Annotated in this window: 18 protein-coding genes and 1 tRNA gene; 8 read left to right on the forward strand and 11 right to left on the reverse strand. The window is 72.3% G+C overall.

What is annotated here, in order from left to right:
• Positions 1-62 precede the first annotated feature (62 nt).
• Both ACERM0_RS01190 and ACERM0_RS01195 read left to right on the forward strand, forming a co-directional pair.
• Positions 63-908: a glycosyltransferase family 2 protein gene (locus ACERM0_RS01190; RefSeq protein ID WP_373676949.1), complete on the forward strand. Its 846-nt coding sequence runs from the start codon at positions 63-65 to the stop codon at positions 906-908.
• Positions 909-953: 45 nt separating this feature from the next.
• Complete coding sequence (locus ACERM0_RS01195; protein WP_373676662.1) at positions 954-1,238, forward strand: hypothetical protein; 285 nt, start codon at positions 954-956, stop codon at positions 1,236-1,238.
• 56 nt (positions 1,239-1,294) lie between these two features.
• Here the strand turns inward: ACERM0_RS01195 and ACERM0_RS01200 are convergent, their stop codons facing one another.
• Positions 1,295-1,861, reverse strand: coding sequence for a hypothetical protein (locus tag ACERM0_RS01200; protein ID WP_373676663.1), 567 nt, complete (start codon positions 1,859-1,861; stop codon positions 1,295-1,297).
• A 462-nt stretch (positions 1,862-2,323) separates the two neighbouring features.
• Here ACERM0_RS01200 and ACERM0_RS01205 point away from each other — a divergent pair, with 462 nt between their 5' ends.
• Together ACERM0_RS01205 and ACERM0_RS01210 are read left to right on the forward strand one after the other, a co-directional pair.
• A complete protein-coding gene (locus ACERM0_RS01205; protein WP_373676664.1) occupies positions 2,324-3,673 on the forward strand; it encodes a sensor histidine kinase in 1,350 nt (449 codons plus the stop codon).
• On the forward strand, positions 3,670-4,317 hold the full coding sequence (locus ACERM0_RS01210) for a response regulator (protein WP_373676665.1): 648 nt from the start codon (positions 3,670-3,672) through the stop codon (positions 4,315-4,317). The genes ACERM0_RS01205 and ACERM0_RS01210 overlap by 4 nt, the downstream gene beginning before the upstream one ends.
• 177 nt (positions 4,318-4,494) lie before the next feature.
• Here ACERM0_RS01210 and ACERM0_RS01215 read toward each other — a convergent pair whose 3' ends face one another.
• The 4 genes from ACERM0_RS01215 to ACERM0_RS01230 are packed head-to-tail and all read right to left on the reverse strand — an operon-like array spanning position 4,495 to position 11,265.
• Positions 4,495-4,878 carry a response regulator transcription factor gene (locus ACERM0_RS01215; protein WP_373676666.1) on the reverse strand — a complete coding sequence of 128 codons (384 nt, stop codon included), beginning with the start codon at positions 4,876-4,878 and terminating at the stop codon, positions 4,495-4,497.
• Entirely contained in the window at positions 4,875-5,465 is a 591-nt protein-coding gene (locus ACERM0_RS01220; protein ID WP_373676667.1) for a chemotaxis protein CheB, read from the reverse strand. Before ACERM0_RS01220 ends, ACERM0_RS01215 begins: the two co-directional genes overlap by 4 nt.
• Complete coding sequence (locus ACERM0_RS01225; RefSeq protein WP_373676668.1) at positions 5,462-6,325, reverse strand: protein-glutamate O-methyltransferase CheR; 864 nt, start codon at positions 6,323-6,325, stop codon at positions 5,462-5,464. The genes ACERM0_RS01220 and ACERM0_RS01225 overlap by 4 nt, the downstream gene beginning before the upstream one ends.
• Positions 6,325-11,265 carry a HAMP domain-containing protein gene (locus ACERM0_RS01230; protein WP_373676669.1) on the reverse strand — a complete coding sequence of 1,647 codons (4,941 nt, stop codon included), beginning with the start codon at positions 11,263-11,265 and terminating at the stop codon, positions 6,325-6,327. The genes ACERM0_RS01225 and ACERM0_RS01230 overlap by 1 nt, the downstream gene beginning before the upstream one ends.
• A gap of 202 nt (positions 11,266-11,467) precedes the next feature.
• On the opposite strand from ACERM0_RS01230, the gene ACERM0_RS01235 reads away from it, so the two are divergent.
• The gene (locus ACERM0_RS01235; protein WP_373676670.1) at positions 11,468-13,039 is read left to right on the forward strand and encodes a BCCT family transporter; all 1,572 of its coding nucleotides are present in this window, start codon (positions 11,468-11,470) and stop codon (positions 13,037-13,039) included.
• Positions 13,040-13,042: 3 nt separating this feature from the next.
• On the opposite strand, the gene ACERM0_RS01240 is transcribed toward ACERM0_RS01235, so the two are convergent.
• From ACERM0_RS01240 to ACERM0_RS01265, 6 genes are all read right to left on the reverse strand, one after another.
• Complete coding sequence (locus tag ACERM0_RS01240) at positions 13,043-14,323, reverse strand: S8 family serine peptidase (RefSeq protein ID WP_373676671.1); 1,281 nt, start codon at positions 14,321-14,323, stop codon at positions 13,043-13,045.
• A gap of 147 nt (positions 14,324-14,470) precedes the next feature.
• Positions 14,471-14,554, reverse strand: a tRNA-Leu gene (locus tag ACERM0_RS01245).
• 150 nt (positions 14,555-14,704) lie between these two features.
• Positions 14,705-16,606 carry an ABC transporter substrate-binding protein gene (locus ACERM0_RS01250; protein ID WP_373676672.1) on the reverse strand — a complete coding sequence of 634 codons (1,902 nt, stop codon included), beginning with the start codon at positions 16,604-16,606 and terminating at the stop codon, positions 14,705-14,707.
• Positions 16,607-16,611: 5 nt separating this feature from the next.
• Positions 16,612-16,839, reverse strand: a complete 228-nt coding sequence (gene secG / locus ACERM0_RS01255) for a preprotein translocase subunit SecG (RefSeq protein WP_373676673.1) — start codon at positions 16,837-16,839, stop codon at positions 16,612-16,614.
• A gap of 90 nt (positions 16,840-16,929) precedes the next feature.
• A complete protein-coding gene (locus ACERM0_RS01260; RefSeq protein ID WP_373676674.1) occupies positions 16,930-18,300 on the reverse strand; it encodes a M56 family metallopeptidase in 1,371 nt (456 codons plus the stop codon).
• A gap of 5 nt (positions 18,301-18,305) precedes the next feature.
• On the reverse strand, positions 18,306-18,707 hold the full coding sequence (locus tag ACERM0_RS01265) for a BlaI/MecI/CopY family transcriptional regulator (protein WP_373676675.1): 402 nt from the start codon (positions 18,705-18,707) through the stop codon (positions 18,306-18,308).
• A gap of 246 nt (positions 18,708-18,953) precedes the next feature.
• Here ACERM0_RS01265 and ACERM0_RS01270 point away from each other — a divergent pair, with 246 nt between their 5' ends.
• The 3 genes from ACERM0_RS01270 (at position 18,954) to ACERM0_RS01280 (ending at position 22,946) form a co-directional block, all read left to right on the forward strand.
• A complete protein-coding gene (locus tag ACERM0_RS01270) occupies positions 18,954-20,345 on the forward strand; it encodes an MFS transporter (RefSeq protein ID WP_373676676.1) in 1,392 nt (463 codons plus the stop codon).
• Between the two features lie 11 nt (positions 20,346-20,356).
• Positions 20,357-20,899 carry a hypothetical protein gene (locus ACERM0_RS01275; RefSeq protein WP_373676677.1) on the forward strand — a complete coding sequence of 181 codons (543 nt, stop codon included), beginning with the start codon at positions 20,357-20,359 and terminating at the stop codon, positions 20,897-20,899.
• A gap of 304 nt (positions 20,900-21,203) precedes the next feature.
• The gene (locus ACERM0_RS01280) at positions 21,204-22,946 is read left to right on the forward strand and encodes an ABC transporter family substrate-binding protein (RefSeq protein WP_373676678.1); all 1,743 of its coding nucleotides are present in this window, start codon (positions 21,204-21,206) and stop codon (positions 22,944-22,946) included.
• The last annotated feature ends 19 nt before the right edge of the window (positions 22,947-22,965 follow it).

A 22,965-nucleotide genomic window follows, 5' to 3' on the forward strand; every position in this document is an offset into this window, starting at 1 on the left:
TTCCCCTGCGCAAACCACGCGACCCGGAGATCCCCGCGAGCGCCCTACGAGCCGACCCGCGACTGGCGATCGTGATGACCACGCACGATCGTCGCGAGCGCGTCCTGGACACCGTCCCCCGGCTCCTGGCGCTCCCGGAACGTCCGCTGGTCGTCGTCGTCGACGACGCCTCGGCGGACGCCACGGCTGCGGCTGTCCAGCGGCGACATCCGGACGTGCGCGTGCTGAGATCGCCGCGCAACCTCGGGAGCGCGGCCCGCAATCTCGGGGTGGCGGCCGCCGAGCGCCCCTACGTCGCCTTCGCCGACGACGACTCCTGGTGGGAGCCCGGCGCCCTGTCCCGGGCGGCGGACCTCCTCGACGGCCATCCACGGGTCGGCCTGGTGGCGGCCGCGATCGGGGTCGGCCGGGACGATCGCCCGGACCCGACCAATGCCCTCCTGGCCGGCAGCCCGCTGCGCCGGCCCGGATTGCCGGGTCCCGAGGTGCTCGGCTTCGTCGCGTGCGGAGCCGTGGTGCGCAGCGAGGCCTTCCTGGCGGTCGGAGGCTTCTCCATCCACATGCACATCGGCGGCGAGGAGGAGCTGCTGGCCCTCGACCTGCGCACGGCCGGCTGGCACTGTGTCCACGCCGAGCACGTCCGCGCCCGGCACGCCCCCGACGTGAACGGCGAGCGCCCTGGCCGCCGGCAGCGCGTCACGCGCAACCGGCTGTGGACGGCCTGGCTCCGGCGACCGCTCCCGAGCGCCGTGCGGATCACCGGGGCCTGCCTGGTGGCCGCCACGCGGGACCCGGCCGCACGTGCCGGCGTCGCCGAGGCCGCACGCCGGCTGCCGCAGGTGCTGCGGGAGCGGTGCCCCGTCCCACCGGACGTGGAGGCCGACGTGCGGCGGGTCGAGCGGGCGTGACGCTCGTGGCGGGACGTGACCGTCGCGTCTCGCGGAGGAGGACGCATGAGCGACAGCACGACGACCACGGACCACGACACGATCCGCGCCTGGGCGCAGGCTCGCAACGCCGTGCCCGCGACCCCGCGTGGCACACAGGAGGACGACGGCTCGCCCGGGGTGCTCACCCTCGACGTCCAGGGCTACGGCGCAGACGAAGAGGACCTCGAGCACGTCGACTGGGACGCGTGGTTCGAGAAGTTCGAGTCCGCGAACCTGGCCTTCCTCTACCAGGAGGAGAAGGCGGACGGGGAGACCAGCACGTTCTTCAAGCTGGTGAGCCGGGAGTGACACGGCAGCGGCGGGAGGCGCCGCCTCCCGCCGCGTACCGCGTCCCTTCCGTGGCGCTACCCGAGAAGTTCGACCTCGTAACGGGTGGTCGACTGCTCGTCGCCCTCCGCGGTGGTGTCGAAGATGCGGACCTGACCGTCGGCGCCGACCAGGCCGCCCGTGCCGCCGGTCACGGCGACCGTGGCGAACGGCTGCTCGGGATCGACCTCGGCGGCGCTGAACTGCAGGGCGCCCTGCCAGGCCAGGGAGCCGGTGTCGTCGACGGTGACCACCCCGTGGCACACCAGGCTGGCCTGGAACTCCTCCTCGGTCTCGCCGGTGAATGCCGTGAACGTGCACTCGCCGTCGTTGCGCCCCACGCGCTCCGTGCGAGCTTCGTCGGCGTACAACTCGTCGACGAAGACGAAGCGGTCGCCGGCCGAGGGCAGGGTCTGCTCGGACTCGGCCTCGTCGTCGGACAACACCTCGCCGGTCGCCGTGATGTAGGTGAAGCTCGCCTCGACGGCGTACAGGGTGAGCGTGGTGCCACCGCCGTCGCCGTCCTCGGGACCGGCCAGGGCGGCGGTGCTGCCGGTGACCAGCAGTCCGCCGGCCAGGAGCGCGGGCAGGATTCGATGACGCATCTGGTCTCTCCTTCGGCTCCCGATCGGGAGCGCGTCGCTACGGGAACGGGACCTGCTCGGCGGTGGAGAGCTCTCCCCGGTGGATGCGATCGCCGCGGTGCCGATCCCCCCGGGCGCCGCGACGGCGTCCCGTCCCGGTGATCCCCCGCGGTCGTCGACCCGCGATGTCGAGTCTCGGCAGTGACCGACCGGTGGGTCAACGGGGCAGCGGTCCCCGAAATGGCCGCCCTTCCCTGGCGCACGGCGGGGGAAGGGGGTCCCACTCAGCGTTGCCGGCGCGACCGTTCGCGCGGATCGCGGCCCGCGAAGGTGCGTCGGCGAAATTCGTGTGCGCCCAGCTTCTCTTCAGGGTTCTATGGTGACACCCGTCCCGGGAGCCGGTCAGTGACGTCGGTCGATCGTCTCCTCCACCGACGACGCTCCGACGCGCGGTCCACGGCTGGCCACACCGACTCGGCCACCGTGGTGCTGCCCGTCGCCGCGTCGGCCGGCGTGTTCTCGTTCCTGCTCCTGCTGCTTCCCGACGGCGAGCCGGCGATCGTCACGGGCGCGGAGATCCGGGCGTCGCTGGAGGCCGCGATGTTCGCGGTCGTCGTGCTGACGGCCGCGCTGACCTTCCTGCGCGTCACGCAGATGCGCCGCCGCAGCGACTTCCTGCTGGGCATCGCGCTGTGCGTGCTCGCGCTCTCCATCGCCACGACGTGGTGGGTCGCCGCCTGGTTCCCGGTCACCGGCAGTCCGCGCGCCGCGGCGTGGCTGGTCGAGTTCCTGCGCTTCCAGGCGGCGCTGGCCTTCCTCGTGGCTGCGTGGACGCCGCGCGCGGGGCTCGAGCGCCCGGGCCGGAAGGTCGTGGCGGCGGTGGCGGCGGCGGCGGCCGGCGTCGCCCTCTGGGCGGTGCTCGTGCAGGCTGCCGTGCTGCCGCCGGCGTACACGCTCGTCGGGTCCGACCTGCGGCCCGCGGCGTTGACGATGGTCCTGGAACTGGGGGGCGCCGTCGCGTTCCTGGCGGCGGCCGTGGGCTTCGTGCGCGACCTGCAGCGTGAGCGGCAGGCGTTCCTGACGTGGGTGGCCGCCGCCTGTGTGCTCGCCGGCTTCTCGCGTGTGCACCTGGCCCTCGAACCGACGCACTTCTCCGACCAGATCACCGTCGGTGACGTGCTGCGCACCGTCGGGCTCGCCGTGCTGCTGATCGCGGCCGCGGCCGAGCTGGAGCGCTACGGGCACCTGCTGGCCGAGGCGCGTGCGCGCGAGGAGCGCGGCCGCCTCGCCCGGGAGCTGCACGACGGCGTCCTGCAGGAGCTGACGTTCCTGAACCGCGGCCTGTCGATGGTCGGCCTCCCCGAGGACGTCACCACCGAGGACCTCGACGACTGGCGGTCGAGCTCACGCCGCGCGCTCGAGGAGTCCCGGTCGGTCGTGACCACGTGGCTGCGGCCGCCACCCGAGGCGCTGGGCGAGCTCGTGCGCAGCATCGCGGTCGAGCTCGCCGAGCGTGGCGGGGCGCGGCTGGAGGCACGCGTCGACCCGGGGCTCGACCTGGGCCCGGGCGCGGCCGAGGCGCTGTTGCGCATCGTGCGCGAAGCGATCTCCAACGCCGTCCGTCACGGCGGCGCCGAGCACATCGAACTGGTGCTGGAGACCCGGGACGGGCTGCGACTCGTGATCCGGGACGACGGCCGGGGCTTCGATCCCGACCGCACGCCACGGGGCGTCGGTCTGGACAGCATGCGCCAGCGCGCCGAGGCGCTCGGCGGAGACTTCCGACTGGTCTCCCGTCCCGGCGTGGGCACGCGCATCGAGGTCTCCGCGTGACCCTGCCCCCCACCCGCATCGTGATCGCGGACGACCACGCGCGGGTCCGGGAGCAGACGCGACGCATCCTCGAGCCCGCCGGTTTCGAGGTGGTCGGCGAGGCCGCCGACGCCAGCCAGGCGGTCGACCAGGTCGTGTCGCTGCGGCCCGACCTCGCGCTGTTGGACGTGCGGATGCCGGGCGGCGGCCTGCGGGCCGCCGCCGAGATCGCCGTCGCCGCACCGACGGTCCTGGTCGTCATGTTCACCGTGTCCGAGTCGCGCGACGACCTGTTGGCGGCGCTGCGTGTCGGCGCGGTCGGTTACCTGTTGAAGGACACGGACCCGGCGCGGCTGCCGCTCGCGTTGAAAGGGGCCATCTCGGGTGAGGCGGCCATCCCCCGCCACCTCGTCCTGCCGGTCATCCAGGCGTTCCGCCTGCGGCCCCATCCGGCACGTCTGCGCGTGAACGGGCGCCACGACGTGGCGCTCACGGGTCGCGAGTGGGACGTCGCCGAGCTGCTGCGCGAGGGTCTCACCACCCGGGAGATCGCCGAGCGCCTGGTGGTCTCGCACGGCACCGTGCGCACCCACGTCTCCGCGCTCGTCCACAAGCTCGGGGCGAACGATCGCGAGGACCTGCGGCGTCGGCTGCGCGGCGTGTGAGGTCGGGGCGTCGAGAGATCTCGACGCCCCGCAGAGACATCTCGACGCGTTTCGGGCCCTGCGGCGCCCGGGCTGCCGTACCTTCGCCTTCGATGCGTCGGCTGCCGACGCGTCCGGACTAACGGGGGGAGGCGCAGGCTGCGAGGCCTGCGCCTCCGTGTGCTCGGGCGGGCGGCGTCAGCCGTTCTGGCGGACCTCGGCGCAGACCCGGACGAGTGACTCGAGGCGGTCCGCGATGTGCCGCTTCTCGACGAAGCCCGCGGCGCCGAGCAGCATGCCCTCGGCGGCTTCCTCGGCGTCCAGGGCCGTCAGGATGATGACGGCGGCGTCGGGGTGCGCGGCCCGGATCATCGGCAGGGCCGCGAACCCGTCGACGACCGGCATCATCAGGTCGAGCAGCACCACGTCGGGCCGGAGGCGTTCCACGGCCTCCACCCCGGCCTGCCCGTCACCGGCCTCGCCGACGAACTCGAAGTCCGGAGCCCGGCGTAGCACGAGTCGCACGATCTCGCGGAACTGCGGGTCGTCGTCGACGATCAGGATCCGGGTCGGCTCGCTCACGGGCGCTCCTCCGCCACCGCCACGCCGGCGAGCGCGGTGCCGATCACCTCGGGCAGCTCGGTCAGCGGCGCGACCTGTTCGGCCGCGCCGGCCTCGATGGCCGCGCGGGGCATGATGCCCTGCTCGGCCGTCCTCGGATCTTGCACGATGACCGTCCCTCCGTGACGACGCACCGCCAGGGCGCCTGCGGCCCCGTCGTCGCTGGCCCCGGTCAGGACCACGGCGACGACCCGCTCGGCGAACGCCTGGGCGGCGGACTCGAACAGCACGTCGATCGAGGGGCGGCTGAACTTCACGGGCTCCTCGGTGCTCAGCGACAGCCACCCCGGCTCGACCAGCAGGTGATAGTCCGGCGGCGCGACGTGCACCGTACCGGCCGCCAGCGCCATCTTGTCCTCGGCCTCCACGACCGGAAGGGTGCCGCCACGGGCGAGGATCGGGGCGAGTTCGCTGCGGATTGGCTGGCGGTGCAGGACCAGCACCACGCTGGTGTCGTCCGGCAATCGCAGCCGCGGGAGGATGGCACGCGTTGCGCTGATGCCGCCCCACGAGCCACCGATGGCGAGCAGCCGCCGGACCTGGTTCACGCCGCCATCCTCCGGTAGATCCGCACCTCGGCGTCGACGGGTTCGTAGCGGTCCTCGAGCCCGGAGCCGACCAACGACTCACGTGCGCCCAACGCCAGCATGCCCAGCGGGGCCAGGCTGTCGTCGAACAGCCGGTGCACGCGCTGCTGCAGACTGCGATCGAAGTAGATGAGCACGTTGCGACACAGGATGAGGTTGAACTCGTTGAACGTCCCGTCCGTGGCGAGGTTGTGGCGGGCGAACACCACCCCGTCGCGCAGCGTCGGATCGAGCACCGCCCAGCGACCGTCGACCTCGTAGTACTGCGACAGGCCCTCGTGACCGCCGCCCTCGAGGTAGCTGGACGAGTAGTCCCGCATCTTGTCGAGCGGCACCCGGCCCTGCTGCGCGCGGGCCAGTATCTCGTCGCTGACGTCGGTCGCGTAGATACGGACGCGGTCGGCCAGACCTTCCTCGCGCAGCAGGATGGCCAGCGAGTAGACCTCCTCCCCCGAGGCGCAGCCGGCCACCCAGACCCGCACGAACGGGTACGTCGCCAGCACCGGCAGCACACGTTCGCGCAGCGAACGGAAGAAGGGCGGATCGCGGAACATGCTGGTGACGGTCACCGAGAGGTCGACGCGCAGGCGCTCCATCGCCTGCGGGTCGTGGAGGATCGTCTCCAGCAGGCCGGCCAGGCTGACCCGGCCCTCGGCCGTCACGCGCCGCCACAGCCGTCGACGCAGCGACGCCCGCGCGTAGTTGCGGAAGTCGTAGCCGTAGACGCGCTGGATGCCCTCGAGCAGCAGATCGAGTTCGACGTCCTCCACGGTGCCGGACGCGGCCGGGGTGACGCCCCGGGAGGCTCCCTGCTCGGCCATCAGTAGAGCCAGACCCGCAGCAGCGAGAGCAACTGATCCACGTCGACCGGCTTGCTGATGAAGTCCGACGCGCCGGCGGCGATGCTCTCGGCCCGGTCCTCGCGCATCGCCTTGGCCGTGAGCGTGATGATGGGCAGGTCCTCGTAGCCGGGCTGCTGCCGCAGTCGGCGCGTGGCCTCGTGACCGTCCATCTCCGGCATCATGATGTCCATGAGCACCACGTCGTAGGGGGTGGCCGCGGCCCGGGCCCGCTCCAGCGCCTCGCGACCGTGCTCGGCCGTGTCCACGAACATGCCCTGGCTCTCCAGGGCGCGGGTGAGCGCGAAGACGTTGCGCTCGTCGTCGTCGACGACCAGCACGCGCTTGTCGCGCAGCGCCTCGTCGGCGGCGTACAACTCCTCGAGCTCCTGACGCTGGTCGTCGGGCAGGGCCGACGCGGGGCGGTGCAGGTGCAGCAGGACCTCGTCGAGCAGGCGGGCGGGCGAACCGACCGTCTTCAGCACGATGGTCTGTGCGAACCGGCGCAGCCGCGCCTCCTCGTCGCGGGTCAGGTCCTTGCCGGTGTGGATGACCACCGGCAGCGTGCGCAGGCCATCGCGGCGCCGCACCTCCTCGAGCAGCTTCATGCCGGTCTCCCCCGGCAGACCGAGGTCGAGCACCAGCAGGTCGGTGCGCCCCTCGTCGAGCACGTCGAGCGCCTCCTTGCCGGATGCGACCGCGGCGACCTCGATGCCCTCGGCGCGGGCGAGCAGTTCGCCGATCGCCTGCCGCGAGACCTCGTCGTCCTCGACCACCAGCACCCGACGGGTCGTGTCGAGGCCCAGCGACATCACCCGGGCGATCGCGATCTCCAGGGCGGCCTCGTCGGGATCGGCGTCCAGCGCGAACGCGGCGCCCGTCCGCAGCGCCGGGCGGTGGTCGGAGCCGTCGAGCACGACGCACACCGGGACGTGCCGGGTCTCGCGCCGGCGCTTCAGGAAGGTGAGGGTCGCCAGCGACTCGCCGGCCGAGCCCCCGTCGAGGAGGATGCCGCTGGGTCGGAACCCGGTCGCCAGGGCAAAGCCGGCGGCCCGATCGAGGGCGACCAGCACCCGGTGGCCGCCGGCGCGGGCCAACCGCACGACCCGCTCCGCCGCCGCCTCGTCGCTGAGCATCGCGAGCAGGCACGGGTCGCCCGGGTGCACCTCGTCGCGGTCGTCGTCGACGCCCGGCGCCGCCGCGACGACCGGTTCGACCGCCGGAAGGGGCTCGGGGGCCGCGTCCATCGGCTCGATCGGTGTCAGGCGCTCCGCGGGCGCCGCCGGCGCCGGGGCGGTCGTGCGCTGCTGCTCCGCGTAGGTGACCGGGACGTAGAGGGTGAACGTCGACCCCTCGCCGGGGGTGCTGTCGAGCGTGATGATGCCGCCGAGGAGGTTGGCCAGTTCGCGGCTGATGGACAAGCCGAGCCCGGTCCCGCCGTGGCGACGGCTGCGCGAGCCGTCCCCCTGCTGGAAGGCCTCGAACACGACCAGCCGCTGCTCGTCGCTGATGCCGATGCCGGTGTCGACCACGCGGAAGGCGACGAAGTCGCCCCCGCCGAGGCCGGCGACCACCGGATCCGTGTCCGGCGCGGTGACGACCTCCAACCGGACGCCGCCCTCGTCGGTGAACTTGATCGCGTTCGACAGCAGGTTCTTCAGGATCTGCTGCAGGCGGCGCACGTCGGTGTAGAGCTCGTCCGCCACGTCGCGCAGCTCGACCTCCAGGGTGAGCCCCTTGTCGGCCGCCACCTGCGCGAAGGTCTGGCGCAGCGGTTCCACGACCTCGGCCAGCACGACCCGCTCCGCGTCGACGTCCATGCGGCCCGCCTCGATCTTCGACAGGTCGAGGATGTCGTTGATGAGGTCGAGCAGGTCGTTGCCAGAGCGGTGGATGGTCTCCGCGAACTCCCGCTGCTCCTCGCCGGCCGCGTCGTCGTCCGCGAGCATGCGCGAGAGGATGAGCATGCTGTTCAGCGGCGTTCGCAGTTCGTGCGACATGTTGGCCAGGAACTCGGACTTGTAGCGCGACGACAGCGCCAGCTGCTCGGCCCGCTCCTCGACCTCGGCGCGTGCGCGTTCGATCTCCGCGTTGGTCAGCTCGATGGCCCGCTTCTGCGCCTCCAGCAGCTCCGCCTTCTCCTCGAGCTCCTCGTTGGTCTGCTGCAGCTCCTCCTGCTGGGCCTGCAGCTCCTCGGACTGCGCCTGCAGTTCCTGGGTCAGGCCCTGCGACTGCTCGAGCAGCTCCTCGGTACGCATCGTCGCCTCGATGGTGTTGAGGACGATGCCGAGGGTCTCCGCGAGCTGATCGAGCAGCTGCCTCGAGGTGTCCGAGAACGGATGCAGGGAGGCGAACTCCAGCACGCCCAGCAGCTCGTCCTCGAACAGGATCGGGATGACCAGCACGTTGACGGGCGCCGCCTCGCCCAGCCCGGACTGCACCACGTACTCGGCCGGTGCCTCGGTCACCAGGATGGGGATGCGCTCCAGGGCCGCCTGGCCGACCAGCCCCTCCCCCAGGACGAACCGGTTGGAGACGTTGCGGCGCTGCGTGTAGGCGTAGCTCGCGATGAGGCGCAGCTCGGCGTCCTGCGTGGCCGACTCGTCGTTGCGGTCCAGGCAGTAGAACGCACCGCTGTGCGCATCCACCAGCGGTGTCACGTGCGACATCACCTGCGTCGCCACCGCCGTGACGTCGCGCTGGCCCTGCAACATCGTCGACACCTGGGCGATGTTGGTCTTGAGCCAGTCCTGCGCCGTGTTGGCCTCGGTGGTCTCCGACAGGTTCACGATCATCTGGTTGATCGTGTCCTTGAGCTCGGCGACCTCGCCGCTGGCCTCCACCTCGATGCGCTGGCTGAGGTCACCGCGCGTCACGGCCGTCGAGACGTCGGCGATCGCGCGGACCTGGGTGGTCAGGTTCGCCGCCAGCTGGTTGACGTGGTCGGTCAGGTCGGCCCACGTGCCCGACACGCCCTGGACGCGCGCCTGCCCGCCCAGCTTGCCCTCCGTGCCCACCTCGCGGGCCACACGCGTGACCTCGTCGGCGAACCGTGACAGCTGGCCGACCATGCGGTTGATGGTCTCCTTGAGCTCGAGGATCTCGCCACGCGCGTCGACCGTGATGCGCCGCGAGAGGTCACCGTCGGCGACCGCGGTGGCGACCGCGGCGATGCTGCGCACCTGGTCGGTGAGGTTGCGCGCCATCGAGTTCACGTTGTCGGTCAGGTCCTTCCAGGTGCCCGACACCCCCTTGACCCGTGCCTGTCCGCCGAGCTTGCCGTCGGTACCGACCTCGCCGGCCACACGCGTGACCTCGTCGGCGAAGCCCGACAACTGGTCCACCATCGTGTTGATGGTGGTCTTGAGCTCCAGGATCTCGCCCCGGGCGTCGACCGTGATCTTGCGCGACAGGTCGCCCTGGGCCACGGCGGTCGTCACCTCGGCGATGTCACGCACCTGGTCGGTCAGGTTGCCCGCCATCGAGTTGACGTTGTCGGTCAGGTCCGCCCACGTGCCCGACACGCCCTCGACCCTGGCCTGGCCGCCGAGCTTGCCCTCGGCCCCCACCTCCCGGGCCACCCGCGAGACCTCGCCCGCGAACGCCGACAGCTGGCCCACCATGCGGTTGATGGTGTCCTTGAGTTGGAGGATCTCGCCGCGGGCGTCCACGGAGATGCGGCGGCTGAGGTCACCGTGCGCCACGGCCGTCGTGACGTCAGCGATGTTGCGCACCTGGTCGGTCAGATTGCGCGCCATCGAGTTGACGCTGTCGGTCAGGTCCGCCCACGTACCCGACACGCCTTCCACGCGGGCCTGCCCGCCCAGCTTGCCCTCCGTACCCACCTCGCGGGCCACGCGCGTGACCTCGTCGGCGAAGCCCGACAGCTGGTCCACCATGCGGTTCAGCGTGGTCTTGAGCTCGAGGATCTCGCCTTCGGCATCGACCGTGATCCGCTGGGAGAGGTCTCCGTGGGCCACGGCGGTGGCGACCGTGGCGATGTTGCGCACCTGGTCGGTGAGGTTGCGCGCCATCGAGTTCACGTTGTCGGTCAGGTCCTTCCAGGTGCCCGACACCCCCTTGACCCGTGCCTGTCCGCCGAGCTTGCCGTCGGTACCGACCTCGCCGGCCACACGCGTGACCTCGTCGGCGAAGCCCGACAGCTGGTCCACCATCGTGTTGATGGTGGTCTTGAGCTCCAGGATCTCGCCCCGGGCGTCGACCGTGATCTTGCGCGACAGGTCGCCCTGGGCGACGGCCGTCGTCACCTCGGCGATGTTGCGCACCTGGTCGGTCAGGTTGCGCGCCATCGAGTTGACGCTGTCGGTCAGGTCCGCCCACGTGCCGGAGGCGCCGCGGACGCGGGCCTGGCCGCCGAGCTTGCCCTCCGTGCCGACCTCGCGCGCGACCCTGGTGACCTCGTCCGCGAACGCCGACAGCTGGCCCACCATCGCGTTCACGCTGCGGCCGATGCGCAAGAACTCGCCCCGCAAGGGGCGGTCGCCGGCGTCCAGCACCAGACGCTGGGACAGGTCGCCGTCCGCAACGGCCGACAGCACGCGGGAGATCTCGCCGACGGGCTCGGCCAGATGGTCCACGAGCTGGTTGACGGCGTCGACCTGCTCGGCCCAGGCCCCCTGCACCCGCCCCAGCGACGCCCGCTCGCGCAGGCGCCCGTCACGCCCGACCCGGCGCCGGACCCGGTCGAGCTCCTCCGTCATGGCGACGTTGCGGCGCAGCAGGTCGTTGAGCGCCTTGGCCAGCTCCCCCGCCAGCCCCGCCCGGCGGATCCGAAGACGCGCGCTGAAATCGCCCTCCAGCGCCGCCTCCAGCGCGTCCAGCAACTGCTCCTGCTCGGCCGGGGTCAAGCCCGGGTCCTGTGCGGCGTCCTGCTCGCCCGTCGCCACCTGCCGCGTCGCCAACGTCGCCTCCTCGCCGGGCCGTCCGTGTCCCACGGTGGCGCGACGTTAGCCCGCCCCGCCCCGGCAGCCGCACGGTCGGCCGTCGTTCTGGCCGAGGCCTGACCCCGCGGCCGTGGTCGGTTCGGTCGACCGTGGTCGGCGGCTGCCTAGGTTCGATCGGGTACGGGCGGCGCGTGGCCGCCCCACCCCCGAAGGCCCCGTCATGCGCACCGTTCTGGATCGTCTCGGCCTGCGCACGAACCCCGTCGTCTTCGGGGTGTCCGCCGCGCTGACCGTGCTCTTCATCGTCGTGACGATCGCGTTCACGGAGACGGTCGCGTCGACGTTCGAGACCGCGTCCGTGCAGCTGCTCGAGGCGACCGGCTGGTTCTACATCCTCGGTGTGACGACGTTCCTCGGCTTCCTGCTGTGGATCGCGTTCAGCCGCTACGGCCGGATCCGGCTCGGCGCGGACGACGACCGGCCCCAGTACAGCAACCCGGTGTGGTTCGGAATGCTGTTCGCGGCCGGGATCGGGACCATCCTGATGTTCTGGGGCGTGGCCGAGCCGATCTCCCACTTCGCCGAACCGCCGCTGGGCGACGTCGAGCCCCGCTCGCTCGACGCCGCCACCGAGGCGATGAGCTTCACGCTCTACCACTTCGGGCTCCATACCTGGTCCATCTTCGGGCTGCCGGCACTCGGCTTCGCGTACATGGCCTACCGCCGTGGCCTGCCGATGCGCGTGAGCAGCGTCCTGCACCCGCTGCTCGGCGACCGCGTGCGGGGGCCCGTCGGCTGGGCGATCGACACCTTGGCCGTGCTCGGCACCCTGTTCGGTGTGGCAGTGTCGCTGGGGCTCGGGACCCTCCAGATCAACAGCGGGCTGGCCTACCTCACGCCCCTGGACGAGGGCCTGACGGTGCAGATGGGGCTCATCGCGCTCGTCACCGCCGTCGCGGTGGTCTCGGTCGCCCTCGGTTTGGACCGGGGCATCCGCCGGCTGTCCAACCTCAACATCGGGCTCGCGGTCACGCTGCTGGTCTTCGTGGTCGTCTTCGGTCCGACGCTGCTGATGCTGCGCGGCATCGTGGAGTCGACCGGCAACTACCTGACCAGCCTGCCGTTCCTCGCGTTCTGGACCGACGCGCTGGAGGACACGGGCTGGCAGCGCAACTGGACCGTCTTCTACTGGGCGTGGACGATCACGTGGGCGCCGTTCGTCGGCATCTTCATCGCACGCATCTCCAAGGGCCGCACCATCAAGGAGTTCGTCCTGGGGGTGCTGTTCCTGCCGACCGCGTTCACCATCATCTGGTTCGCGAGCTTCGGCCTGGCCGCCATCGACCTCGACCTCACCCAGGACGGGGCCATCAGCGACGCGGTCGTGGACGACGTGCCGGTGTCCCTGTTCGTCTTCCTGGAGAACTTCCCGCTCGCCGGGATCGTGTCGGGCCTCGCCGTGCTGATCGTGGTCATCTTCTTCACGACGTCGTCCGACTCCGCCTCACTCGTGGTGGACATGTTGTGCTCCAGCGACGTGGACGACGACCCACCGACGCGCCAGCGTGTGTTCTGGGCCGTCGTCGAGGGGGCGGTCGCCGCCACGCTGCTGGCCATCGGCGGCCTGGAGGCGCTGCAGGACGTGATCACGGTGCTCGGCTTCCCGTTCTTCGTCCTGGGACTCGTGATCATCTGGAGCCTGCTGCGGGCGCTGCGCAGCGAACCACTGGATCCCACCGGCCCGCGACGCCGACGGCGCGCCGACGCGCCAGATCGGGCCGGCCAGGCCTGACCGTCAGAACCCGCTGACGTCCAGCAGTGGCTCCGGATAGGCGTCGGGGTCCTCCGGGAGCGGGCCCGGCTCGCCGGCGGCCAGCAGATCGTCCCGGACCTGCGCCGGTGTCGACTGCGGTGTCGTCGCGCGCAGCAGTGCCACGGCGCCCGCCACGTGGGGGGCGGCCATGCTCGTGCCGTGCATGACGCCGTAGCCGCCACCTGCCACGGTCGAGCGGATGCACACGCCCGGGGCGGCGACGTCGACGGCCGATCCGTGGTTGGAGAAGAAGGCCAGCGTGTCGTCGACCTCCGGCAACGGCGCTTCCGGACAGTCGGGCGCGGCGGTCCCGCCCGGCTCGCCGTCGAAGTCGGCGTAGGCGGACACGGTGATCACCTCGGGGTAGCCGCCCGGGACCACGTAGCGTGCGTCGATGCTGCGGTTGCCGGCCGCGGCGACGAACGTGACCCCGCGCTGGACGCCGAGGCAGATCGCCCGGTGCAGCGGATCGGGGGGCTGGCCGTCGACGACCCCACAATCCGCCGTCACGGGCGCGTCGCGGCGCGCCTCCAGACTGAGGTTGGCGACGTCGATCGTGTCGGCGTTGTCCGCCACCCACTCCACGGCGCAGACGAGCGAGGACAGGCGGATGTCGCCCTGCAGGTCCGCCACCCGGATCGACCAGATCCGCGCGCCCGGCGCGACCCCGACCACGCCGGCGTCGTCGTCCAGCGCGGCGGCGATGCCGGCGACGTGGGTCCCGTGGTCGCCCATCGGCCGGGCCGGGAAGGCCGGTGCCGCACACCCGATGGTCTCCACGACGTGCAGGTCGGGATGGTCCGGGTCGACCCCGGCGTCGATGATCGCGACGTCCGCGTCGACCCGTTCGTCGAACCCGTCGATCGCGGCGGTCGGGCTCTCCAGGCCGCCGACCCGACGTACGCCCGTGCTCACGGTCTGCTCCTCGGCGACGAACCGGGAGGCTGCCGGCACCGCCTCGGCCTCGTCGGGCGGCACGTGGAACTCGTGATCGGCCACCAGCACCTCGACGTCGCGGTCGCGCTCCAGGGCTCGTGACTGGGTGGCGGTGAGGTCGGCGGCGAAGCCGTCCAGCGTCTCCGTGTAGACATGACCGGTCTCCACGCCGTGACGCGCGGCCACCACCGCCGCGTCGGCGCCCTCACGGACCACCACCACGTAGGGCGGTGCCGGCGCGGACGCCACCGCGGCGGTGACCCCGGGGCCGGCCGCCACGGCGCCGATCGCGGCGGTCAGCGCGACACGCGCATGCCACGTCGTCACGGACATCGCTCCCCCCGTGGTCACCTCGTCCGGTCGGCGACCAACGCTACGGCGGGCCGCCGCGCCGGGAAGAGGCAGGTGCCCTGGAGCCGCCGCAACGATGAACGCCCCCGACCGGAGTCGGGGGCGTTCAGATGCTGTCGATCGTGCGCGAGAGAGGACTTGAACCTCCACCCTCTTTCGAGGACACGGCCCTCAACCGTGCGCGTCTGCCTATTCCGCCACTCGCGCGTGACCGGGCGTGAGCCGCCCGTGGAGGCGCGAAGCGTAGCCGCTCCGCCAGGGACCCGCCAACGCGCGGACGAGTCCGCGACCGGCCCCGTGAGGCACGACGACCGGTCGTCGGCGCGTGCTGCGAAGAGGTTCTCGGGCCGCCCACCGTCAGTCGCTCGCGAGCCCGACGCGGGCCAGGTCGACGCGCCCGAACGCGTCCCAGCGCAGGCCCTCGACCTCCGGCGCAACCGCTCGGGACTGGCGGTACCACAGCAGCGGCATGACCGGCAGGTCGTCGAGGATGCGCTGCTCGGCCTCGCGCCAGAGGGCACGGGCCGCCGCCGGATCCGCCTCGGCACGGGCCTCCTCGAGCAGCGTGTCCACCTCGCCGTCGCGGTAGCCCGTCAGGTTGTCGCGGCCGGTCTCGGCGCCGTGGAACAGCGGCACCAGGTAGGCACCCGGGTCGGGCTCGTTGGTGTCCCAGCCGACCCGGAACAGCCCGGCCTCGCCGTCACGCACCCGCTCGACGAACGCCGGCAGGTCCAGCGCCTGGAGGTCGACCGCGATGCCGAGGGTCGCCTCGATGTCGGCAGCCATCCGCTCGGCGATGGCGCTGTGGGTGCGGCCGCGGTTGTGCGTCAGGGTGATCCGCGCGAGGTCCTCGGGCAGCGGCGGCTCCTCGTCCTGCGCCGACGCGGCCGCGTCGTCGGCCACCTCGCCGGCCGCGTCGTCGGCCGCAGCGCCGGCGGTTCCGTCACCGGCCGGGCGAGGTTCTGCGTCGGTGCCGCTCTGCGCGTCGCCGGCGCCGTCCTCGGGTGCCTCGCTGCCCTCCGACGGCCCGTCCGCCGCCTCGTCCGTCGCCGCGTCGGCCGCCTCGTCTGCCGGTGGCGAGCCCGGCGACCGTTCGGCGACGACCTCGGCCCACAGGGCCCGGGCCTCGTCCGGGTCGTGGCGGCAGTCGCCGCAGGCGCGCGCCTGGGAGCCCGGTACCGGTGGCGGCACGATCCCGAAGGCGGGCACGCGGGCGCCGGCGAGCACCTCGTTGGCCAGCTCCGTGCGGTCGATCGCCAGCGACAGCGCCCGGCGAACGCGGAGGTCGTCGAACGGTGGCTGGTCGACGTCGAAGCCGTAGAGGTAGGTCGTCGCCGTGATGCCGTCGAGCAGACCGGGTCCGCTGTAGCCGTCGGGCGAGGCGCCGAAGGTCTCGCGCGCCTCGTCGAGGCGATCGGTGGGGACCTCGGCGACGTGCAACTGCCCCTCGAGCAGGTCGTCCCACTGCGCGTCGCGGGTGGTGTCGTCGGGATAGACGGACAGCACCACCTCGTCGAGCAGCGGTGGCCGATGATGGTCGGCGTTCCGGGTCAGTCGCAGGAACTGGCCGGGCTCGCGCGGCTCGGTCATCGCGAACGGTCCGTTGCCGACGGGTCGGGCAGCGAAGCCATCGGGATCCCGGTCGGCGACCTCGGGCAGCGGCACCAGGCTCGGGTCGGCCAGGGTGCGCAGGAAGCCCGGCTGCGGCGAGCTGAGCCGGATCTCCAGGGTGGACTCGTCCACCGCCCGCAGCCCGGGAACGGCGCCGCCCTGCTGCTGCACCTGATCGGCGCCGACCACGGGCTCGAGCAGGTGACCCAGGTACGACGGTGGCCGGGCGGTCCCGTCGAGGAGCCGGGTGAAACTGCGCTCGAAGTCCTGGGCGGTCACGGGGGTGCCGTCGTGGAAGCGGGCCTCCCGCAGGTGGAAGACGAAGCGGCGACCATCCTCGTCGACCTCCCACCGTTCGGCCGCGGCCGGCACCACGGCGAGCGCGTCGTCCAGCCGCACGAGCGGGTCGAAGAGGGCGCCGACGACGAGGTCACCCTCGTCGTCGGCGACGAAGCGGGGATCGATGCTGGCCGGGTCCACCGTCAGCGCGATCCGCAGCGTGCCACCGACGCCGCTGGCCGCCGCCGGCGGAGCAGGAGCCGTCGCGGGCGAGGGCGCCTGGGCCGGACCGGTGGCCGGACGTCCCGTGCAGGCCGCCACCAGCATGGCGGCCAGCGCCAGCCACGCGACGGAGCGCGCGGCGGGCACCAAGGTCAGAGCAGGACGACGAGGGCGCAGTTGGTGAGGCCGAAGAGGACGGCCGTGACGATCGTCAGCCGGTCCAGGTTGCGCTCGACCACTGCGGAGCCCTGCAGGCCGCCGCCGACGCCGCCGCCGAACATGTCGGACAGTCCGCCGCCCTGCCCGCGGTGGAGCAGGATGAACAGGATCAGCACGAGCGACAGCAGCACGTGCAGGGTGACGAGGATGCCGACGAGCACGGAGGATCCCTCGGAGGACTTGGACAGCGGACGAACGGCGAGGGTAGCAGCGCCTCGCCGGCGGCCCGGGTGCCGGCGCCGCCGGCGCGGTCACTGCGCGCGCTGCAACCAGTACACCCGGAAGCCGTCCCCCGCCTGGCCGCCGGACACGACCGGGGTCGCTCCCTGCCACCGGTTCGTCAGCGCGTCGTCGACCCGGATGTCCGGACGCGGCCGCAGCCCGAGGCCGACGTGCCGCTCGACGGCGGGACAGGCGGCGGCGTCCTCACCACACGCCCGCAGCGTGCTGCGCCGGTTCTCGTAGCTGCGCTCGTCGAGTTGTGCGACGCCGACCACGCTCGGCTGGCCGACCTCGAGGTTGCTGCGTCGGTACACCCCGAACGCGCGGGCCGGCGCGGACGGCAGGGTCGCGTCGGTCGACGAGACCTGTGTGGTGGCCGACCAGACCACCGCGACGGCGTCGCGCTGGTGCTCGGCGCCGGTCAGGACGGTCGGGACCACCAGCGCCGCCGTGACGGCGACCACGACCGCGCCCGAGACGGCCCCCGACTCCACGAGCCGGCGTCGTGTCGTGACCGGCGGCTGCTCCTCGACCAGCAGCCGGACCCGGTCGACGAGCGACCCGCCGGGCGCGAGCGCCGCGCAGGGGTGGGGCGCCGACGGGCCCGCCTCGATCACCTTCAGCAGCCCGCTGGCCAGCGCACCCGGTCGTTCGGTGACCGCGACGGCGACCTGGTCGGCGGCGAGCTCGCGTTCACGGTGCAGCTGGCGGACCGCCCAGCCGCCGCCGGGCACGAAGAAGGTGAGGTCGCGGACGGCCCCGAGCAGACCCGACACGAGGTTGTCGCGGCGACGGACGTGGGCCAGCTCGTGCGCGATGACCCCTTCGAGCTCGGCCGGGTCGAGCCGCTCGACCAGGTCCTCGCCGAGCAGCACCACCGGCCGCCGCGTGCCGACCACCAGCGCACCGCCGGGACAGCTCGGCAGCAGCGCGACCGCCGGGGTCGGCACCTTGAGCCGTCCGGCCAGCCGGGCCGCGATCGCCTGTGCCGCCGGCGAGGAGCGGCCCTCGCGAAGCGCCAACAGGGCGTGCCGCCGGGCCGTGCGGAACGCACGGCTCCGCCGCCACACCCGCCGACCGGCGACGCCCGCCCACAGCCCGACCAGCAGCGGCGCCGCGATCGGCGCGAAGTGCAGGTAGCCGTCGCGCACGGGGATCGGCAGGGCGTCGGCCGCTTCGACCGGCAGCATCAGCGACGGCAGGTGCAGACTCCCCCACGTCAGCAGCACCACCCCGCCGACCGCCGTGGCCGGCGCCAACGCGGTGGCGACCCGCACCGAGGGTGCCCGCAGGCCCGTGCGCAGCAGGCTGCGCACGAGGACCATGCACCCCAGGGTCGCGAGGATCGCGCGAACCGCCACCGACTCCAGCGGCAGCGTCAGCAGGACACCGAGGTCCACTGGGCTCAGCGCTCGGCGCTGCGACGGCGCTCGACCGCCGCCCGGAGCTCGTCGAGCGTGACCCCGTCCACGTCGTCGACGACGTCGGCGAGGTAGGCGGCCGCCGGCTCGGGATACCGCTCGAAGAGCCAGGACAACACGTCCCCGACTGCCGCCTGGGCGTACTCCTCGCGGCTGATCGCCGGCCGGTACCGATGGGCCAGACCGGCCGTGTCGCGCTCCAGCAGCCCCTTGCTGGCCAGCCGGGCCATCGTCGTCATGACCGTCGTGTAGGCGATACCGCGCACCTTGGCGAGCTCGTCGTGGACGTCACGGACGGTGGCGTCACCGAGGCGCCAGGACACGTCCATGACCTCCTGCTCGAGCGGCCCGAGCAGGGTCTCGAGGGGTTCGTTGCGTCGTGTCATCCCCGCACCTCGCTTCCGAGCGGGCAGGCCCCGCCCGCATCGCCTCCGGGAGCCTAGCCCGCCCGGGGCCTCCTGGACAGGGACGGTCGACGTGCGCGGATGCCCGCCACGGAACACGCCGCCCATCGTGCGCCACGCGCCCCGTGACTGGCGAGGGACTAGACATTCTCTACCGTCTCGCGCGGCGCTCGGGGCGCGCCGCCGTGGGGAGTCCGGAGCGGCCACTCCCGTCATGAGGGGGACGAGGTGACCGACGTCGACCAGCGCGGCCGCAGGGCGGGCGATCCGCCGGCGGTCGAGCGTGGCCTCGGTCGCAACTACCGCAAGCTGTGGACCGCCTCGACGACGTCCAACCTCGGCGACGGCATCGACTCCGCCGCCATCCCGCTGCTGGCGGAAGCGCTGACCCGGGATCCGCTGCTGTTCGCCGGTGTCGCCATCGCCGGGCGGCTGCCGTGGCTGCTGTTCTCGCTCCACGCCGGCGTGATCGCCGACCGCGTCGACCGCCGACGGCTGATGTACGTCGCCAACGCGGTCCGTTTCGCGCTGATGGCCGTGCTCGGCACGGCCATCCTCCTCGACGTCGCCAGCATCTGGCTGCTGTACGCCGTGGCCATCGGGCTGGGCACGTTCGAGGTCCTCTTCGACAACGCCGCCAACGCCCTCATGCCGGCCGTCGTGCGCAGGCACCAGTTGGAGAAGGCCAACGGGCGCCTCTTCGCCGGCGAGGTCGTCGCCAACCAGTTCGTCGGCCCGGCCCTCGGCGCCTGGCTGTTCGGGATCGCGGCGGCGCTGCCGATCCTGCTCGACGCCGGCACGTTCGCGATCTCCGCGGGCCTGATCTTCGCGATGACCGGGACGTACTCACGCGACCACCGACGCTCGCGCCGGCTGTCCGCGCAGGCCGAGGCCCTCGCGCCGGCCGAGGGCGAGCTGATCGCGTCCGACCCCTCGCCCGCCAGCCCGGCCGCGACGATCACGCCGCCGGGCAAGCCGCGGGCCGTCGCGGAGATCCGCGAGGGCCTGGCCTGGTTGCGCGAACACCGCCTGCTGCGCACGTTCGCGCTGCTCACCGCCGCCATGAACGGCGCGACCATGATCTGGTACTCGATCCTGGCGCTGTTCGTCGTGGGCGACGAGTCCGTCCTGCAGTTGAGCGAGGCCGCCTTCGGCCTGTTGTTCGTCGCCGGTGCCACCGGGTCGCTGGTCGGCAGCTTCGGCGCCGAGCGGGTCGCGCGCCGGATCGGCAGCAGCAACGCGCTTCGCACCACCCTCGTCGCCGTCGGCCTCGCGCCCCTGGTGGTGGCGGTGACCGGCAACGTCGTCGTCTACCTGTTCGCGCAGGCCCTCTACGGCTTCGCGGCCGTCATGTGGAACGTCATCACGATCTCCCTGCGCCAGCGCCTCGTCCCCGACGAACTGCTCGGCCGGGTGAACAGCGTCTTCCGCTTCCTCGGCTGGGGTGCCATGCCGTTCGGCGCCCTCGTCGGCGGGCTCACGGCCAGCGCGTTCGGGCTTCGCGCCCCGTGGTTCGCCGCTGCCGGGGTGATGACCGTCGCCGTCGTCCTCGCGTTCCCGATCGTCAACGCGCGCGCCGTCGCCGCCGCCGAGCGCGAGGCCGCCGCGGCCGACGGCTAGCCTCGGCCGGCATGGACCGCGGCGACGAACCCCTCACCCTCTACACCTCCCTGCGGGGGCTGGTGGCGGTGCTGGGCACGCCGCCGCTGCTGGTCCTGCTCGGGCTCTGGGGCCTGACCGGCACCGGTGGGGGTGCGGTCGCGCTGACCTTCCTCGCCGTCGGCGTGCTCAGCGGTCTGGCCGTGCTGCTCGGCTACCCCCGCCACGTGGTCGTCTCGCGCGACGGCATCCGTCTGGTGAGCTTCCTCCGACAGCGCCGGCTGTCGTGGGACGTCGTCCGCGGCATCGAACGCACCCGACCGACGGCCGCCAGCATCCTGCGCGGCGGCCGCCCCACCCCCGGTGAGCCGACCCGGGTGTCCGGGGGACTGCTCGCCCGCGGTCGCGGGCGGCGGCAGTGGATGCTGACCGACCAGGTCGAGAGCGCCGCGGAGTACGACCACCTCTGCGCCATCGTGGCGCTCGCCCCCGGCGACGCACGCGTGCAGGCGGTCCGGCCCCACGACGAGGCCCCGCCGACGTTCCTGTACCGCCGCCGCGCCTCACGGACCTGAGGGCACGCCGCGCCCGGCACCGCCCGCCCACCTACTGCGTGCGGACTACGTGTCAACGTCCGCGCGGTCTTGCGGCGACTGGCTAGGGTCCGCGGTGGACAGGGTCCGAACGTCCGGTGAGCGGACATGTTCCGTTGGGAGACGTTCGACCGGTGCTACGTTCCTACTGCCACCGTAGTAGGCCGCTGGTCGGTCTTCCACGGCGTCACGTGAGGGACCTGAGTCACCGGACGGGAGAGCGCCCGCGAGGGCGGATCCGATGACCGCGTCCGGGACTCGCATATCCAAAACCAAGGAGCGATACATGCGGTCACCAAGCATCCGGCGATGGCGAGGCGTGGGCCTCGTCATGGCCGCTGCGCTCGTCGCCACCGCCTGCGGCGGCGGCGAGACGGCGGAAGAGCCCGAGGAGCCCGGCACCGAAGCCGAGGCCCCCGCCGAGGAAGAGGGCGAGGAGGCCGAAGGCGAGGGCGAGGAGGCCGAAGGCGAGGCTGCCACCGTCGAGGGCGGCACGATCCTGTTCGGGGACGAGCAGGAGCCGACGATCCTCAACGGCACCCTGATCGACGGCAACTCGCTGGTCACCTCGAAGGTGTTCAACAACGTCTTCCCGGGTGCCTACGTCATCCAGCCGGACTTCTCCTACGCGCCGTGGCTGATCGACGGTGAGGCGGAGTACACCGAGGACCCGTTCAGCGTCACCTACACCATCCGTGACGAGGCGGAGTGGTCCGACGGGACGCCGATCACCGTCGACGACTTCATCTTCACCCTCGAGATCTACGACGAGGACGCCCCGCACGCCGACCAGATCACCTCGCGCTCGGGCTACGAGCTGATCGAGGACTACGAAGTCGACGGTGACAAGACGATCACCTTCAACTTCTCCGAGCCGTACGCGGCCTGGCAGCTGCTGTTCAGCAACGTCTTCCCGGCCCACGTCCTCGAGGGCGAGGACTGGGAGACGGTCATGAACGACGAGCTCCCGGAGGTCTCCGGCGGCCCGTTCGTGTTCGACTCGTGGGACCGCGGCACCCAGCTGCGCCTGGTCCGCAACGACGCCTACTGGGACGGCGACGTCGCGCTCGACGAGATCGTGATGCGCTACGTCCCGGACACCACCACCCTGACCCAGCAGATGCAGGGTGGCGAGATCGACATGTACGACCCGCAGCCGCAGATCGAGCTCGTCCAGCAGCTCGACGAGGTCTCGGACCGCGTCAACTACGAGGTCGGCCTCGGCCCGGTCTGGGAGCACATCGACTTCAACACCCTCGTGGACGGCCTCGACCAGCAGTACGTGCGTCAGGCCATCGCCATGGGCATCAACCGCGAGCAGATCGTCGACACGCTCGTGCGGCCCGTGGACCCGGAGGCGGTCGTCCTGAACAACCCGTTCTGGATGGCCAACTCGGAGTACTACGAGCCCAACTACGAGCAGAACGACTACGACCCCGAGGCTGCCCGTGCCCTTCTCGAGGAGAACGGCTGCACCGAGGGTGACGACGGCATCTTCGAGTGCGACGGCACCCGCCTCTCGTTCCGCATCAGCACCACCGGCGGCAACGAGCGACGTGAGCTCACCCAGCAGCTGATCCAGGCCGACCTGCAGCAGGTCGGTATCGAGATCGACATCCAGAACGACGAGGGTGCGACCTTCTTCGAGCGTCTGAACACCCCCGACAACTGCGGCGGTGTCTGCGACTACGACATCGGTCTGTTCGCCTGGGTCGGCTCCCCCGACCCGTCCGGCAACGCCAACATCTACGGCTGCGACGGCGACACGCTGCGTCCCCAGAACTGGACCGCCTGGTGCAACCAGGAGATCACGGACCTGATGGACGAGGCCAACGCCACCGTCGACCCGGAGGCCAACGCCGAGCTGTGGAACCAGGCCGCGCAGGTCTTCGCCGACGAGGCGCCGGTCGTCCCGCTGTTCCAGCAGCCGCAGCTGTTGGCGTGGGAGAACTCCATCACCGGTCCGCAGCTGAACGCGACGAACCAGACCCAGTTCTGGAACTCCGCCAGCTGGGCGCGCACCGAGTGACCGGCGCATGACGGGAACC

It is taken from the genome of Egicoccus sp. AB-alg2 (genome assembly GCF_041821065.1).
Taxonomy (GTDB): Bacteria; Actinomycetota; Nitriliruptoria; order Nitriliruptorales; family Nitriliruptoraceae; genus Egicoccus.